Origin of the sequence: Pantoea allii (assembly GCF_002307475.1) — a bacterium.
In the GTDB taxonomy this organism is placed as follows: Bacteria; Pseudomonadota; Gammaproteobacteria; order Enterobacterales; family Enterobacteriaceae; genus Pantoea; species Pantoea allii.
In genome coordinates, this window is the sequence record NZ_NTMH01000040.1 from 251720 (window position 1) to 268551 (window position 16832).

Below are 16832 nucleotides of genomic sequence, written 5' to 3' on the forward strand. Positions count from 1 at the left end.
GAAGAAGTGTGTGAATGAATTCCCCAGACTGGGGTTTAGCTATGTTACTTGTGAGTCAACAGGAAACAAGCAAAATTCAGGGGAATATCAGATTTAATGCCAGGAAGGCGGGGCGCGTTAACGCCCCGATAACAAAGAGGCTAGCTGGCTTTTTTAACCAGCGGCAGGTCAAAGGCTTTTCGCAGGGCTTTAACAAACGCTTTGTCCTGACAGATCGTTTTACCTGGGCTGTCAGAGAGCTTAGCGACCGGCTTGCCATTACATTGCACCAGCTTGATCACGATATTGAGTGGCGTAACACCGGGAATGTCGCAGGTCAGGCGCGTGCCGATGCCGAATACAACGTTGGTACGCTGGCCAAAATGACGATAGAGCGCCAGCGATTTCTCCAGGTTGAGATTATCCGAAAACACGAGCGTTTTCGTGAGCGGATCGATACCCAACTGCTGATAGTGCGCCAGGGCTTTTTCGCCCCACTCAACCGGGTCACCTGAGTCGTGGCGCAGTCCCTGATAACGCCGGGCGAAGACCGGACCGAAATCGCGCAGGAAGGCATCCATGGCAATACAGTCGGTCAAAGCAATGCCCAGCTTGTCATCATATTCATCCAGCCAGGCCTGTAAGGCCGCGCGCTGGCTGTTCGCCAGCACCGGGCTGATTTGCTGAAAAGCCTGAAACCACTCGTGAGCCTGAGTACCTACTGGCGTAAGTTCAAGGCGGCGTGCCAGATCATAGTTACTGGTGCCCATCAGCCACGGAAAATCCTGTTTCAGGGTGCTGACAATCGATTCCTGCACGTCCTGTGAATAACGGCGTCGGGTGCCAAAATCCATCAATCGGAAACGTGACATATCGGTGTCGGCCACCTGGGTTTGAAACCTGTCCAGTTTCTGATGCAGAAATTCCACGGCCTGCTGGCTGCTGATGGCGGGTGTGCGGTGACGGTGAACCACTTCGCTGATCAGCGCCAGCAGTGGGACTTCCCACAGGATGACTTCCCGCCAGGGGCCCTGGATGCGGATAGCCAGCTTGCCATGGTGATTCTGGACTTCGACCTGTTGTGGGTCGTAGCGAAAGTTTCGCAGCCAGCCAAGGTAGTCATCAGCAAAAAAGGGCAGGTCAGATAACCAGACATATTCAGCCTCGGTGAGTGCCAGCGCCTGCATGGCATCTATTGCCGCACGGATCTCGTCAGCATAAAAACCCAGCAGCTCGTCGCTACGGCAGCGGAACTCCGCGGCCACCGTGACATCATGGTAACGGTGAAATACGGCTTGCTGCATATGAAGCTTATAAGCATCCGTATCCAGCAGCGAAGTCAGTATCGGGGAAGCATGTCCTGTCATGGCGCGTTTCAGCATCCTGTTCGGTGGCGCAGAGCCCGGTGTGTTTAACGTCGTAAAAGACGCAAAAGTATAAATCACTAACAGAGAGCGATCACAGCATATTTGAGGATAGCGAGTCGAGGACGAAATGTGTCATTGTTAACAAATTGTAGCCATTTTATCTGATACATGCATTGTGCATGCTAAGCTCGGCGCATCATGCTTAGATGTTTGACGAGTAATGCTTATACTTTTACTTTAGCGACGAATGCGTAGACTTTGACGAATAACTACTACATGCGAGACGGAATATGACGCAGCAGCCACAAATAAAATATCGACACGATTATCGTGCGCCGGACTACACCATCACCGATATCGATTTAACCTTTGAACTGGATGAAACGACGACGCGGGTGACGGCGGTGAGTCAGGTTAAACGTCAGGGAGACCACCAGGCTGAACTGCGTCTGGATGGCGAAGATCTGACGCTGGTGTCGCTGGAAGTCAATGGTCAGGCCTGGACAGCCTGGCATGAAGACGCGGGTTCGCTGGTATTAAGTCAGTTACCGGACAGCTTCACGCTTAAAATCGTCAATGATATCCATCCTGACCGTAACAGCGCCCTTGAAGGGCTCTACAAATCCGGTGAAGCGCTCTGCACCCAATGCGAAGCCGAAGGTTTCCGCCATATCACCTGGTATCTGGATCGCCCCGACGTGCTGGCGCGCTTTACCACTACCATTATCGCTGACGGCAGCCGTTATCCCTACCTGCTGTCAAACGGCAACCGCATTGACAGCGGTAAAGATGATCAGGGCCGTAACTGGGTAAAGTGGCAGGATCCTTTCCCTAAACCGTGCTATCTGTTTGCGCTGGTGGCAGGTGACTTTGATGTACTGCGTGACAGCTTTACCACGCGTTCTGGTCGCAATGTTGCGCTGGAGATCTTTGTCGATCGCGGCAATCTGGATCGTGCCGACTGGGCGATGACCTCCCTGAAGAACAGCATGAAGTGGGATGAGGAGCGCTTTGGCCTGGAGTATGACCTCGACATCTTTATGATTGTTGCCGTGGACTTCTTCAATATGGGCGCGATGGAGAATAAAGGCCTGAACGTTTTCAACTCCAAATACGTGCTGGCAAAAGCCGAAACCGCCACCGATAAAGATTATCTGGGGATTGAAGCGGTCATTGGTCATGAGTATTTCCATAACTGGACCGGCAACCGCGTAACCTGTCGCGACTGGTTCCAACTGAGCCTGAAAGAGGGCCTGACCGTCTTTCGCGATCAGGAGTTCAGCTCCGACCTCGGATCGCGCGCGGTTAACCGCATAGATAACGTGCGCATCATGCGCGGCGCGCAGTTTGCCGAGGACGCCAGCCCAATGGCGCATCCGATCCGCCCGGATCAGGTGATCGAAATGAACAATTTCTACACCTTAACGGTGTATGAAAAAGGCTCTGAAGTGATCCGCATGCTGCACACCTTGCTGGGTGAAGAGAATTTCCAGAAAGGGATGCAGCTGTATTTCGAACGCCACGACGGCAGCGCAGCCACCTGCGATGATTTTGTTCAGGCTATGGAAGACGCTTCTAATATCGATCTCTCTCAGTTCCGTCGCTGGTACAGTCAGTCGGGCACGCCAACGCTGTCGGTGCGCGATGACTACAATCCGGAACTGGAACAGTACACGCTTCATGTTACCCAGCACACGCCGCCGACGGCCGAGCAGAAAGAGAAGTTGCCACTGCATATCCCGCTGGATATCGAACTCTATGACGGGCAGGGTAAGGTGATTCCGCTTCAGCGTGACGGCCATCCGGTGCATAACGTGTTGAACGTAACGGAAGAGTTCCAGACCTTTGTTTTCGATAATGTCTATTTCCAGCCAGTGCCGTCACTGCTGCGTGAGTTTTCCGCGCCGGTGAAGCTCGATTATAAGTGGAGCGATGCGCAGCTGACTTTCCTGATGCGCCATGCACGCAACGACTTTTCACGCTGGGATGCCGCACAAAGCCTGTTAGCCACTTACCTGCGCCTCAACGTGGCGCGTCATCAGCAAGGCCAGCATCTGTCATTGCCACTGCATGTCGCAGATGCCTTCCGCACGGTGTTGCTGGATGCCGACAGCGATCCGGCGCTCACCGCCCTGATTTTATCGCTGCCAAGTGAAAACGAAATCGCCGAGCTGTTTGAAATTATCGATCCGCAGGCCATTGCGCTGGTGCGTGAGGCGCTGGTGCGTACGCTGGCCCGTGAGCTGGCCGATGAGTTCTTTGCCGTTTACCATGCGAATCAGCAGGCCGAATACCATGTAGATCATGCAGACATTGGTAAACGTTCGCTGAAGAATATCTGTCTTTACTATCTGGCCTTCGGGGACATGGATCTGGCGAATAAACTGGTGCAGGCGCAATACCAGCATGCCAATAACATGACGGACTCCCTGGCCGCACTCACTGCTGCGGTGGCTGCACAGTTACCGTGCCGTGATGCGTTGTTAGCGGACTATGATGAGCGCTGGCACAAGGATGGCCTGGTGATGGACAAATGGTTTGTCTTGCAGGCTACCAGCCCGGCGCAAAATGCGTTACTCAACGTGCGTCGTTTACTGTCGCACCGTTCCTTCAGTATGGGTAACCCCAACCGTATTCGCTCGTTGATTGGTGCGTTTGCTTCAGGTAATCCCTCGGCGTTCCATGCCGAAGATGGCAGTGGTTATCGCTTCCTGGTGGAGATGTTGACGGATCTTAATACCCGCAATCCGCAGGTGGCCTCGCGTATGATTGAGCCATTAATTCGTCTGAAACGTTATGACGCTAACCGCCAGGCGCTGATGCGTCAGGCGCTGGAGCAGTTGCAAGGTCTGGATAAACTGTCTGGCGATCTGTACGAGAAAATTACCAAGGCACTGAACGCCTGATAAAAAACGGCGGGTTAACAGCCCGCCGTTTGATTAACGCTGTTGCGCATAGCGTGGCGGTTTGTCTGTTGCGCCGCGACGCATAACCCGATCCAGCACTTCCGCTTCCAGCTCTGCCAGACGCGCTGAACCCCGTCGCCGGGGGCGGGGCAGATCGACCAGCAAATCCAGTCCTATCTGACCTTCCTCTATCAGTAACACCCGATCAGCCATCGCGACCGCTTCACTGACATCATGGGTAACCAACAGAACCGTAAAGTGGTACTGCTGCCAGAGCGATTCGATCAGCTCCTGCATCTCGATCCGCGTTAAGGCATCCAGCGCCCCCAGCGGCTCATCCAGTAGCAGCAGGCCGGGACGGTGAATCAGCGCCCGAGCCAGCGCCACACGCTGTTTCTGACCACCGGAGAGCGCGGCAGGCCACTCGTGTGCTCTGTCAGCCAGTCCGACAGCCTCCAGCGCGTCACGTGCGGCCTCACGCCATGCGTTGCCACGCAGACCCAGCGAGACATTATCAATGACTTTTTTCCACGGCAGCAGTCGGGCATCCTGAAACATCAACCGGGTTTCGTCGCGCGCAGTCTGCAGCGGCGCATTACCTGCCAGCAGTTGGCCCTGGGTGCTGTTTTCCAGCCCGGCCAACAGGCGCAGCAGGGTGCTTTTACCACAGCCGCTGCGGCCCACTACGGCAACAAACTGGCCGGAAGGAATATGCAGGTCGATGTGATTCAGAATGGTGCGCTCGCCGTACTTCTTACTGACGCCCTTCACACCGACGGGCGTACCCGCGTTGAGACGCGCCGGGATAGCGGAGTTAATCATGCGGTTTGCTCCTTACGTTGATAAGCCGGATGCCAGCGTAACCAGACACGCTCCAGCAGTAATGCGCTGACATCAGCCAGTTTTCCCAGCAGGGCATAAAGAATGATGGCAACCATCACCACATCCGTTTGCAGAAATTCACGGGCGTTCATTGCCAGATAGCCAATACCGGCGTTAGCCGAAATCGTCTCGGCCACAATCAGCGTTAGCCACATTAATCCCAGTCCAAAGCGCACGCCTACCATGATGCTCGGTAACGCGCCGGGTAAGATCACCTGAACAAACAGGCTCCAGCCGGATAGACCGTAGCTGCGCGCCATTTCAACCAGGCCTGGGTCCACGTTGCGAATACCGTGGTAGGTATTCAGGTAAATAGGGAACAGCGTGCCCAGCGCCACCAGAAAAATTTTGGCGGATTCATCGATGCCAAACCACAGGATAACCAGTGGGATTAGCGCCAGATGGGGCACGTTGCGTAACATTTGTAGTGAGGTATCCAGCAGGCGCTCACCCAGCCGCGAGGTGCCGGTGATCAATCCCAGCAGCAGACCGAGGGAACCGCCAATGCTGAAGCCTAGCAATGCCCGCCAACTGCTGATGGCGAGATGCTGCCAGAGCTCGCCACTGGCGGCCAACTGCCAGAAGGTGATCACAATCTTTTCCGGTGCTGGCAGAATACGTGTAGACAGCCAGCCGGTCTGTGATGCAATTTGCCAGACCACCACCAGTAACACCGGCAGCAGCCAGGGCACCAGCGCCGCTGAGAATGATTTACGTAGTCTGGTCATCGTTATCTCCTCAGGCCCGGGCGGCTTTTTTCTCAGGCGTAAAATCATTCGCAACTGCTTCACCGTGCGCCTGAACTACCCGCGGTTGCGGGACCTGAGGAATATTCAGATCCAGATGAGGAAACAGCAGCTCACCGACGCGATAAGCTTCCTCCAGATGCGGATATCCCGACAGGATAAAGGTTTCAATGCCCAGGGCTTCATACTCTTTCATCCGTGCCGCCACGGTAGGCGCATCGCCAACGAGCGCCGTGCCTGCGCCACTGCGCACCAGTCCGACGCCGGCCCAGAGGTTAGGGCTGATCTCCAGCTTATCGCGGCGTCCGCCGTGCAGAGCAGCCATGCGCTGTTGACCCACCGAGTCGGTGCGTTGAAAGGCGCTTTGTGCTTTGGCGATGGTGGCATCATCCACGTTGGCGATCAGCTTGTCGGCTGCCTGCCAGGCTTCCTCATTGGTTTCACGTACGATCACGTGAAGGCGAATACCAAACCGAACCTGCCGACCCTGTGCTGCGGCTTTCGCCCGCACTTGCTCAATTTTCTCTTTAACCAGGGCAGGTGGTTCACCCCAGGTGAGGTAAACATCAACCTGTTCGGCGGCAAGATCCTGAGCGGGCTCTGAAGAACCCCCGAACCACAGCGGCGGACGAGGCTGCTGTACCGGCTTAAACATCAGACCAGCGCCTCGCACATGAACGTGCTTGCCTTCGTAATCTACCGTTTCGCCTTCCAGCACGCGCCGCCAGACGCGGGTAAACTCGGCCGATTCTGCATAGCGCTCGCGGTGATCGAGAAATACGCCATCACCAGCCAGCTCCTCGGGATCGCCCCCGGTCACCAGGTTGAACAGCGCACGTCCGTTGGAAAGGCGATCGAGCGTTGCAGCCTGACGCGCAGCCTGGGTGGGCGAAATCACACCGGGACGCAGGGCCACCAGAAAACGCAGACGCTGAGTCACAGGGATTAACGATGCCGCCACCAGCCAGGCATCTTCACAGGAGCGGCCCGTCGGGATCAGAACGCCACCAAAGCCCAGCCGGTCGGCAGCCTGTGCCACCTGTTGTAAATAAGCATGGTCAACCGGGCGAGCGCCTTCAGCTGTGCCAAGGTAATGTCCGTCACCATGGGTTGGCAGGAACCAAAATACGGAAACACTCATTTTTCTCTCCTTATTGCGTCACGGCATGGGGATGCCAGATGCGCTCGGCAATCGATACTTTCACGGGAATCAGATGATTGGCATAAAACAGATCGGCGGTTTTCTGCTGCAAAGCGACCGTGTGCGCACTCACCGGGCTGACCGGGCTGGGCGGGCGATGGTCAAGGTTGCTGGCAATGACGGCCTCAGGCAGACCGATCGATGTAGAAAGCAGATGAATACTCTGATCGCGTTCGCTACGCGTCAGCGCTTCTGCGTCACTGAAGGCTTTTAACGTCGCTAAGACGAAGTCATTGTGGTCCTGTGCAAAACTGCGCGTCGCAAGGTAGAACGGCCCGGTTTGATTCAGCGTGGTGCCGTCTTTCAATACGCGGACATTACCCTGCAGCAGGACGGCGGAATAATAGGGGTCCCATATCGCCCAGGCGTCAACGTTGCCCTGCTGGAAGGCTGCTCGGGCATCAGCAGGCGTCAGATAAACCGGCTGAATATCCTTGAAACTCAGACCCGCTTCTTCCAGCGCGCGCAATAGCAAGTTATGGGAACTGGAGCCTTTCTGAAAGGCCACCTTTTTGCCTTTCAAATCGGCAACGGATTTTAACGGGCTGTTTTGGCTGACCAGAATGACCTCAGCTTTGGGCTTCGGCGGTTCGGAGCCGATATACAGTAAGTCTGCTCCTGCGGCCTGTGCGAAGATCGGCGGGATATCGCCGGTACTGCCAATATCGATGCTGTCCACGTTCAGCGCTTCCAGCATTTGCGGTCCGGCCGGAAATTCAATCCACTGAATTGTCGTGTGGGGGAAACGCGTCTCCAGCAGGCGGTGCTCTTTTGCCAGCACCATACTGACCGACCCCTTCTGATAGCCGATGCGAACCTGGGCGGGCGGCGCTTCTGCGGCGTGAACCTGTGCCCCTGCTACAAACATCCCTGCCATTAACCACGCGCTGACTAGTCGTTTCATCTCTGTATCCTTACACGGCCAGGGCAACGGGCTGATGACGTCGTGACAACGCCAGCCAGAACGATTGCACCGCTTCATCCAGACGGCTTGCCAGCACCGGGTCCAGTTCTGGCTGGCGGTCGTAATGTTTGATTTGATTATCTTCGGCGTAAACCCCGTGAAGCACTTCTTCAGCTTTAAGGGCATTTAAAACTGGCTTAAGCGCGTAATCCAGGGCCAGCATATGACCGGCGCTTCCACCACTGGCCAACGGGAGCACCACTTTATGAGCCAGCGCGCGTTCAGGTAACAGGTCGAGAACGGTTTTTAGCGCCCCCGAAAAAGAGGCTTTATAGACAGGCGTGGCAATGACCAGGCCATCAGCCTGAGCCAGATCTTCGCTCAGGGCTAAAAGCGCCGGGGAGTCAAAGCGTGCATTGATCAGATCGTCAGGTTGAAAGTTATGGATGTTCCACGGAATGACCTCAACGCCGGATGCTTCCAGTTTGCGCTGGCATAGCGCTAACAACGACGTGGACCGTGAAGGAAACCGCGGACTACCTGCCAGGGTAAGCACTCTCATTTACGACTCCTTATAACTGAAAGTTATTGATTATCTTTTGTTGAGAACTGAGGCTTTCATCCTGGCAGAGGCAACGGCAGGGCTTAAATGATTTTTCTGACAATCTAAAGGTAAAAATTGCAAAAGGATTTCAGATAAAAACGTCAGGACTGAGAGATAAAACCGATACGACAAATCTTAAAAAAAGCAGGGAGGGGGCATTGATACATTAATCCGGGTGAATAAACGCCATGAAATCCCCAGAATCCGTACATTTGGTTACTTGAATATCAAAATAATGAAACAAAAGAATGAAACGAAAAACGGTGTTGTTGTTTTTTACGCGATACAAAAAAAGAAAGGGTAAAAAATGTCGATGATTCAACGTGATTTCGTTTGGCTCCCGGCGAAGTATTAGGATTAGTTGCATGGAAGGGATGGGGATTACGGGCATTTTACATGAATTTTTTAACGGTAATTCATGTTTGGTTACAGATAGCGCAGCCAAAACGTCCTGATGAGATAATGATTTCTAAATGATTTCTAAACAGGGGCGTGATTATCTGTCAGTTATTCTTTAGAACCGCTAACGATGTTTTTTTTGATCGCCTTTTCCTGCCGACATTGAGACAGGCATTTTATTGATTCAGGCAGTAAAATGTCTCTGCTCAATGTAAGCGCCTGTTATTTTAAAAATTACTATTCGCCCTTGGTCAGTGCCTGTCTCAGGCTGGTGGATTTTATTTGTCATTTTCTAACAGCAGAGAAATCTCGTATGTCTGACATCCTGTTATCGGTCATTATTCCCACTTACAATGTTGAAAAATATATTGTCGAATGCGTTGATTCATTATTACGGCAAATTAGCGCGCCAAACGAAATTATCATTGTTAACGACAGCTCTACCGATGGAACGGTAGCCTTAGTTGAACAGCACTATGGTCATCTTCCTCAGGTGAAAATGATCACAATAGCCAACGGCGGTGCAGGCAATGCGCGCGATAAAGGCGTAGAAGTGGCGCAAGGGCAGTTCGTTTTCTTTTGCGATCCTGATGATGTGGTGGCGGACGGATTAGTGAGTGAGCTTACTCAGGTCGTCGAAAATTATCCGGATACCGATTTATTTTGTTTTAATTCCAGCGCCTACCGGGAAGATAAACCGCACATCACCTGGCCTAAAGTCAGGCACAGCCTGTCTGGCATTCAGCGGCCACAGGATGTGCTGTTAGCGTTGCTTCATAACGGCTCCTATACCTCTGCAGCCTGGAATTACGTGCTGAGAAAAACCGTTATCCAGCAGCATCATTTGCGCTTTGTCGATCGCGTGCATGAAGATCATAATTTTACCTTATCGGTATTTATGAAATGCAAACAGGCATGGGTAACCCAGCAGACGTATTACAAACAGCGCATTCGTAGTGGGTCGCTGACCAACAGCAGTAAAAGTCCTACCTTTTTCTTTCAGCGCTACAATGCTTTTATTGCCACTTTCAACACCTTGTGCAGTTCACGGGCAGAAGGTGAATTAAAGAAGGCACTGGAAAAAGCCTACCTTATTCACTCTTTTCGTTTAATGATCTATCTGTCGCTCTACAACCAAACGCCCGTACCGGAATATGTGCTGAATGCGATTCGTTATCTGGGCCGCCGAATTAAAGCCAGCAGCCTTAAAGAATGGCTGCTGTTAAACAGTCCGGAAACCTTCATTTTATTGCAAAGCCATAAAGTGAAAAAAGAACTCAAACGCGTTCCGTAATTCCTAAAAGTGGACCCTGATGTTGTTTGCACCTGAACGAAATGAGAAGGTGAGACATGCAATGTGTATAAGGTTGTTGTGACATGGCAAAAGTGCTCGACAAAAGTTTAGTAGTCAATATCTTATCTTTACTGGCCTACCGGGGAGCCTCCTTCCTGTTTCCGTTGGCGACCTTACCCTATCTGGCGCGTGTGCTTGGGGTGGATCATATGGGGATTCTGGCGCTGGCGATTGCCTGCGTCCTTTACTGCAGTACCATCTCTGACTGGGGATTCAATGTTTTTACCACCAAGGACATTGCCCATCACCGGGACGATAAAACGCGTGTCACCCAGCTTTTCTGGTCGACCTTCAACGCCAAGCTGATGCTGCTGCTGGTGACCAGCGGCACGTTACTCACGGCGACCTGGTTTAATCCGTCCTGGCATTCTCTGTTCTTCATTATCCTGGCTAACTGCACCACCTTAATCGGCTCTCTGTTTTCATTCGGCTGGTTAATGCAGGGGTTCGAAAAGCTGGGCAAAACGGCTGTCATCGCGACCTTTGGTAATTTTTGTGCCATTCCACTGACGTTTTTACTGGTGAAAACGCCAGAGGATACCTGGCTGGCTGCCCTGATACCGGGTGCGGTGTCGATTATCAACGCCATCATCACGCTGAAATTTGTGTTGGAAATGAAGGTGATTGGCGCGTATCGCTTTGAGCCACGCGAAATCAAACAGCGCATCACCGACAGTGCCGATGTGTTTATTGCTATCGCGGGCGCCAATCTGTTTAACAGTGTTAACGTTGTGATTCTGGCTTCTTTTACCTCCCATTACATGGTGGGGATCTACAACGGTGCGGATCGGTTACGCAAGGCCGCGAACTCGGTGCCAGAGCAGATTGGTAGCGCGTTTTTCCCCCGCGTCAGTCACCTGTTTGGCCGCGACAAAGCGGCGGCGGTCGCAGCAACACGGAAAAGCCTGATGCTGTCGTTTGCGCTGAGCCTGGCTATCGTGATCTTTACCTGGCTGTTTGCCGATCAGGTTGTCGCGTTGCTGTTAGGTAAAGACTTCCTGCCCTCAGCCGATGTGCTGCGCGTCTTTGTACTTTGCTTCCTGTTTGGCAATATCGCGTATCCGGCGGGCCTGCAGATTTTGATCCCCCATGGGCTGGCACGGCAACGCATGATGGTGATGATGGTCGCGGGCGTGATTAACGTCCCGGTTTGCTGCCTGCTGGCGTGGAAATTTGGTGCCGTCGGCGCGGCCTGGTCGATGGTGCTGGCCGAAGTATTGGTCTGCATCGGCATTTTCGGCATCATGGTGCGGCACAAAATCTGGCGTGACTATGCGTTCCCCGACAGGTTGAATTCACGTACAGCAAACGATTCCGTTGTGTAAGATCAAAACTGCTTTAAACAGTCCCCTGGCTTAACGCCCCGCGATTTACTTTTGCGCCAGAGCACCTTACCATTCTGGCGCACAATTTCCTGTGCACTGATTTTCACCATCGCTTCCGTCTTCCAGGAGAGTGCATGTTTTACTCAATTGTCCGACCGGCATTGTTCAGGCTCGATCCTGAACGTGCGCACCATCTCACCTTTCAGCAGCTGCGCTTTATGAGCGGTACACCGCTGGAAATGTTCATTCGCCAGAATTTACCCTCGCGTCCGGTTAGCTGTATGGGGCTGACGTTCGACAATGCCCTTGGCCTTGCCGCGGGCCTGGATAAGAATGCCGAGTGTATCGATGCATTTGGTGCCATGGGATTCGGCTTTGTTGAAGTGGGAACGGTTACGCCACGCGCTCAGGCGGGCAACGACAAGCCGCGCATGTTTCGCTTAGTCGAAGCAGAAGGGATTATTAACCGCATGGGGTTCAATAACCTCGGTGTCGATAATCTGGTGGAAAACGTGAAAAAATCCCGTTTTAAAGGTGTACTGGGGATCAATATTGGCAAAAATAAAGATACGCCGGTAGAGCAGGGCAAAGATGATTACCTGATCTGCATGGAGAAGGTGTATGCCCATGCGGGTTATATCGCTATCAATATTTCGTCTCCTAATACGCCAGGTTTACGCTCGCTGCAATATGGCGAGGCACTGGACGATCTGCTCTTTTCCATTAAAGCGAAACAAAAAGAGCTGGAAAAACGGCATCTCAAATATGTGCCGGTGGCGGTAAAGATCGCGCCGGATCTTTCTGAGGAAGAATTGATCCAGGTGGCTGACAGTTTAATACGGCACCAGATCGATGGCGTTATTGCGACAAATACCACGCTCGATCGGTCGCTGGTAAATGGTCTGAAATATGGCGAAGAAATCGGTGGCTTAAGTGGTCGTCCGGTACAGTCTCGCAGCACCGCCGTCATTCAGCGGCTGTCACAAGAATTACAGGGACGATTGCCAATTATTGGCGTGGGCGGCATTGATTCGCTTACCGCGGCGCGTGAAAAAATAGCGGCAGGCGCCACGCTGGTTCAAATTTATTCTGGTTTTATTTATAAAGGGCCGGGCTTAATTAAAGATATCGTGAGCCATATCTAAGACATTCGTCATAATAATGCGCTGGGGGGTTTATTTATCCCTCCGGCTCGTTTATATTTTGTCCTGTTGCACGATTTTTCAGCATTCATTTTTATTTGATGGATTTTTTGCTTTTAGCGTAGCGGTAAATACAGGGCACATGATGAAAATTAAACCCGATGACAAATGGCGTTGGTATTACGACGCAGAGCACGACCGAATGATGCTCGATCTGGCTGACGGTATGCTTTTTCGTTCCCGCTATGCACGTAAAATGCTGACGCCGGATGCTTTCACCGAATCCGGATTTTGTGTTGATGATGCTGCACTCTATTTCACCTTTGAAGAGAAATGTCGTCAAAGCCCGCTCAACAGCGATCAACGCGCTGAACTGGTATTAAATGCGCTGGTTGCTGCGCGTTTTCTGAAACCCCTGATGCCAAAAAGCTGGCATTTCTCGGCGCACCGTCAGTCAATGCAGCCTGCTGTGGGCGAAATGGTCGAGGTCACGCTGGCTGAAAATGGCGAACAGGCGCGTTTGCTGGTGGTCGAAAATGGCGACAACGCCGCGCTCTGCTTGCTGGCACAGCCCGCGCTGACGCTGGCGGGCAAGGGAATGGTTCTTGGCGATGCGATTAAAGTGATGAACGATCGGCTGCAACCCCACAAGCAGGAAAAAGCCACGCGCTATGCGCGCGCGGTGTAACTCATACCACGTCGATATCACCCGCCGGAATACAGCTGCAACTCAATATAGTGCCATCATCACGGATGGCGCTCTGCTTTAAGGCTTTTACCTTTCCCTCAACCAGCGTTATTTTACAACTGCCGCACAAGCCAGCCCGACACGAATAAGGAATGCGGAAGCCCTGCGCTTCGAGCTGCTCAAGTAAAACCTGCTGATTGTCGCCGCTGAAGCGCTGGCCCTGCCAGGTGATCGTGACCTGCTGGGGCGCTTGCCGTTGCGGCTTAAGCGTTTCGACCACCTCTCCCGGTCCGTACGCGCGCGGCGGCTGGCGTTTGGTTATCCTGACCTCGTCTCCGGCACGAATAATACCGCTGTTGAGCGCAATCAGATTCAGGCCAAAATCAATGTCCCCACTGCCATCCTGCGCCGTTCGAAATCCCTGGAGCGTGGCCAAAGGTTGGCCATCCGGATGTTTCTGGCCGCTTTCAACGCCAACCGTGGTAAAAACACAGCGACTGCAAGGCTTAGGAACGGAGAAGTTTACCTGACCGATAGCTATTTCAGCCCAGTTGTCTTCATCCCAGGCGGGTGCACCACTCACCACCAGGTTTGGGCGAAACTGCTCGATCCGCACGCTGGCTGGACAACGCTGCTGTAAATCCTGCCACGACGCGTTGTTCACTAACAGGTAGGGATATCCATCGGCAAAACTCAGTGGCACCTCTGTAAAGCGCTTCACGCGACGTGAGGGCTGCGGCCCGACCCAGCGCAACTGTACCGCTCGTGGAAAAAAACCACTCAGCCACTGGTTAATATTGTCTGGCGCGATGCGTGAGGTAAAGGTGTTGCCCCAGACCTCCGTCGGCTGCTCATCCTGGGTGAAGTCTACGAAACGGATAAGCGACTGGCTGCCGTCGGGCGCTTGTAAAAACAAGCCCTCTGGCGTAATGGCCGGCGTAAACTGCACCATCTCTGGGAACTGACGCGCAGTAATAAAGGTACCGTCAGGTTCGGTCACCATAAAGATACGGTCATAGGTTAACCCGCTGTTGGCAACCCAGGCATGTGATACCTGTAACCCGCGCATGGATTTGACAGGATGGATAAACAGGCGGGAAAGCGTAATCATGAAGGTCTCCAGGAGCAGGCGCGCAAGACAAAAGAAGCTAACTTTATGACATAGGTCTGCGATTCGCTATAATGCGCAACAATTTTCTCAAGAGTAAAAAAGTGACGATATGAATTCTCTGTTTGCCAGCACGGCGCGTGGGCTCGAAGAGCTGTTAAAAAATGAGCTGGACGCGCTGGGCGCGCAGGATTTGCAAGTGGTACAGGGAGGCGTTCACTTCAAAGCCGATGACCGCGTTATGTACCAAAGCCTGATGTGGAGTCGTCTGGCTTCGCGTATTTTGCTGCCCTTGTCTGAGGTTGGCGTTTACAGCGATCTCGATCTCTACCTTGGGGTGCAGGGCATCGACTGGCCAGCCATGTTCGGCAGCGATAAAACCTTTGTCGTGCATTTTAACGGCACCAACGATGAGATTCGCAACAGCCAGTTTGGCGCACTGCGCGTGAAAGATGCGATTGTCGACAGCTTTACCCGCCGTAATCTGGCACGCCCGGACGTCGATCGCGAACAGGCTGATATCCGCATCAACGTGTGGCTTGACGACGATCGCGCCAGCATTGCGCTGGACTTAAGCGGCAGTGCCTTACATCAGCGCGGTTATCGTCAGCAAACCGGACAGGCGCCGCTGAAAGAGAACCTGGCCGCAGCGATTGTGATGCGTTCAGGCTGGCAGCCCACCACGCCGCTTATTGATCCAATGTGTGGTTCCGGGACCTTGCTGATTGAGGCCGCGCTGATAGCCTGCGACCGCGCACCGGGTTTACTGCGTAATCAGTGGGGCTTCACCGCCTGGTCTGGTTTTAACGAAAGCCTGTGGCAAGAGGTTAAGAGCGACGCGCAGGCGCGGGCGCGTGTCGGCACCGCAGCGTGTCAGGCGCGTTTTTTTGGTTATGACAATAACGGCCGGGTGCTGGAGTGGGCAAAATCGAACGCGCGCCGCGCCGGTGTCTTTGAACACTTCACCTTTGCACAACAGGACCTGCTGAAGCTGCAGAATCCCGTTAATTCAGAAACGCTGGGCACGGTACTCAGTAACCCACCTTACGGTGAACGTCTGGAAAGCGAGCCTGCGCTTATTGCCCTGCACAGTCAGCTTGGTCGGTTGATGAAGCAGCATTTTGCTGGCTGGAATTTGTCGCTGTTTAGCGCGTCTCCCGAGCTGCTGAGTTGCCTGCAACTGCGTGCCGACCGTCAGTTCAAAGCCAAAAACGGCCCGCTGGACTGTGTACAGAAAAACTATCAGCTGTCGGCGAGCAGCGCTGAGCGCGGTAATCAGATTGCTGAAGATTACGCGAACCGTCTGCGCAAAAACCTCAAGAAGCTGGATAAGTGGGCGCGTCAGGAAGGCATCGAGTGCTACCGCATTTATGACGCCGATCTGCCGGACTATAATGTGGCCGTGGATCGCTATGCGGACTGGGTGGTCGTGCAGGAATATGCACCACCCAAAACCATCGACGCGAACAAAGCCCGTCAGCGTTTGTTTGATGTGATTAGCGCTACGCTGAGCGTGCTTGAATTGCCATCAAACCGCTTAATTCTTAAGACCCGCGAACGTCAAAAGGGCAAAGCGCAGTATCAAAAGCTGAGCGAGAAGGGCGACTATTTTGAAGTGCAGGAGTTTAACGCCCGTTTCCTGGTGAACCTGACCGACTATCTGGATACCGGATTGTTCCTCGATCACCGCATTGCCCGCAAGATGCTGGGCCAGATGAGCCAGGGCAAAGATTTTCTGAATCTGTTTGCGTACACCGGTTCTGCCAGCGTACATGCGGGTCTGGGCGGCGCGCGCTCCACCACCACCGTGGATATGTCGCGCACCTATCTGGAATGGGCCGAGCGTAACCTGCGGCTCAACGGCCTGACCGGCCGTCAACATCGCCTGCTTCATGCCGACTGCCTGAGCTGGCTGAACGAGAGCGATGAGAATTTCGACCTGATCTTTATCGATCCGCCTACATTTTCCAACTCAAAACGTATGGAAGAGAGTTTCGATGTGCAGCGCGATCATATGATGCTGATGCGTAACCTGAAACGCCTGTTGCGTAAAGGCGGTACCATCATGTTCTCGAATAACAAACGTGGTTTCAAAATGGATCTGGATGGCCTTAAGGCATTGGGGCTCCAGGCTCAGGACATCACTCAGAAAACCCTGTCACAGGATTTTGCGCGTAACCGCCAAATTCATAACTGCTGGCTGATTACTCATGCTGGTAAGGAATAA

13 protein-coding genes are annotated in these 16832 nt (G+C 53.2%); 6 read left to right on the forward strand and 7 right to left on the reverse strand.

All coding sequences use genetic code 11. The features are described 5' to 3' along the window. Positions 1 to 140 precede the first annotated feature (140 nt). Positions 141 to 1346 (reverse strand): nicotinate phosphoribosyltransferase, encoded by a 1206-nt coding sequence (gene pncB, locus CMR03_RS18180; RefSeq protein WP_096012237.1) that lies wholly within the window; start codon positions 1344 to 1346, stop codon positions 141 to 143. A gap of 290 nt (positions 1347 to 1636) precedes the next feature. Here pncB and pepN point away from each other — a divergent pair, with 290 nt between their 5' ends. Then, positions 1637 to 4252 (forward strand): aminopeptidase N, encoded by a 2616-nt coding sequence (gene pepN / locus CMR03_RS18185; RefSeq protein ID WP_063878963.1) that lies wholly within the window; start codon positions 1637 to 1639, stop codon positions 4250 to 4252. Positions 4253 to 4285: 33 nt separating this feature from the next. Here pepN and ssuB read toward each other — a convergent pair whose 3' ends face one another. From ssuB to ssuE, 5 genes are read right to left on the reverse strand one after another with little or no spacing between them, the layout of a single operon-like run. Continuing rightward, positions 4286 to 5074, reverse strand: a complete 789-nt coding sequence (gene ssuB / locus CMR03_RS18190) for an aliphatic sulfonates ABC transporter ATP-binding protein (protein ID WP_063878964.1) — start codon at positions 5072 to 5074, stop codon at positions 4286 to 4288. Next, a complete protein-coding gene (gene ssuC, locus CMR03_RS18195; RefSeq protein WP_096012238.1) occupies positions 5071 to 5862 on the reverse strand; it encodes an aliphatic sulfonate ABC transporter permease SsuC in 792 nt (263 codons plus the stop codon). Before ssuC ends, ssuB begins: the two co-directional genes overlap by 4 nt. A gap of 10 nt (positions 5863 to 5872) precedes the next feature. Next, positions 5873 to 7021, reverse strand: coding sequence for an FMNH2-dependent alkanesulfonate monooxygenase (gene ssuD, locus CMR03_RS18200; RefSeq protein WP_096012239.1), 1149 nt, complete (start codon positions 7019 to 7021; stop codon positions 5873 to 5875). Between the two features lie 10 nt (positions 7022 to 7031). Next, the gene (locus CMR03_RS18205; RefSeq protein WP_096012240.1) at positions 7032 to 7985 is read right to left on the reverse strand and encodes a sulfonate ABC transporter substrate-binding protein; all 954 of its coding nucleotides are present in this window, start codon (positions 7983 to 7985) and stop codon (positions 7032 to 7034) included. A gap of 10 nt (positions 7986 to 7995) precedes the next feature. Beyond that, on the reverse strand, positions 7996 to 8547 hold the full coding sequence (gene ssuE / locus CMR03_RS18210) for an NADPH-dependent FMN reductase (protein ID WP_063878968.1): 552 nt from the start codon (positions 8545 to 8547) through the stop codon (positions 7996 to 7998). A 754-nt stretch (positions 8548 to 9301) separates the two neighbouring features. On the opposite strand from ssuE, the gene CMR03_RS18215 reads away from it, so the two are divergent. The 4 genes from CMR03_RS18215 (at position 9302) to CMR03_RS18230 (ending at position 13497) form a co-directional block, all read left to right on the forward strand. Next, positions 9302 to 10282 carry a glycosyltransferase gene (locus tag CMR03_RS18215; protein ID WP_096012527.1) on the forward strand — a complete coding sequence of 327 codons (981 nt, stop codon included), beginning with the start codon at positions 9302 to 9304 and terminating at the stop codon, positions 10280 to 10282. 83 nt (positions 10283 to 10365) lie between these two features. Further along, complete coding sequence (locus tag CMR03_RS18220) at positions 10366 to 11667, forward strand: flippase (RefSeq protein WP_063878969.1); 1302 nt, start codon at positions 10366 to 10368, stop codon at positions 11665 to 11667. A 134-nt stretch (positions 11668 to 11801) separates the two neighbouring features. Continuing rightward, positions 11802 to 12812, forward strand: a complete 1011-nt coding sequence (pyrD, locus tag CMR03_RS18225; RefSeq protein WP_063878970.1) for a quinone-dependent dihydroorotate dehydrogenase — start codon at positions 11802 to 11804, stop codon at positions 12810 to 12812. Between the two features lie 142 nt (positions 12813 to 12954). Then, a complete protein-coding gene (locus CMR03_RS18230; protein WP_063878971.1) occupies positions 12955 to 13497 on the forward strand; it encodes a cell division protein ZapC in 543 nt (180 codons plus the stop codon). Position 13498: 1 nt separating this feature from the next. On the opposite strand, the gene CMR03_RS18235 is transcribed toward CMR03_RS18230, so the two are convergent. Next, positions 13499 to 14608: a YcbX family protein gene (locus CMR03_RS18235; RefSeq protein WP_096012241.1), complete on the reverse strand. Its 1110-nt coding sequence runs from the start codon at positions 14606 to 14608 to the stop codon at positions 13499 to 13501. 109 nt (positions 14609 to 14717) lie between these two features. Between CMR03_RS18235 and rlmKL the strand changes: the two genes are divergently transcribed. Continuing rightward, positions 14718 to 16832 (forward strand): bifunctional 23S rRNA (guanine(2069)-N(7))-methyltransferase RlmK/23S rRNA (guanine(2445)-N(2))-methyltransferase RlmL, encoded by a 2115-nt coding sequence (rlmKL, locus tag CMR03_RS18240; RefSeq protein ID WP_096012242.1) that lies wholly within the window; start codon positions 14718 to 14720, stop codon positions 16830 to 16832.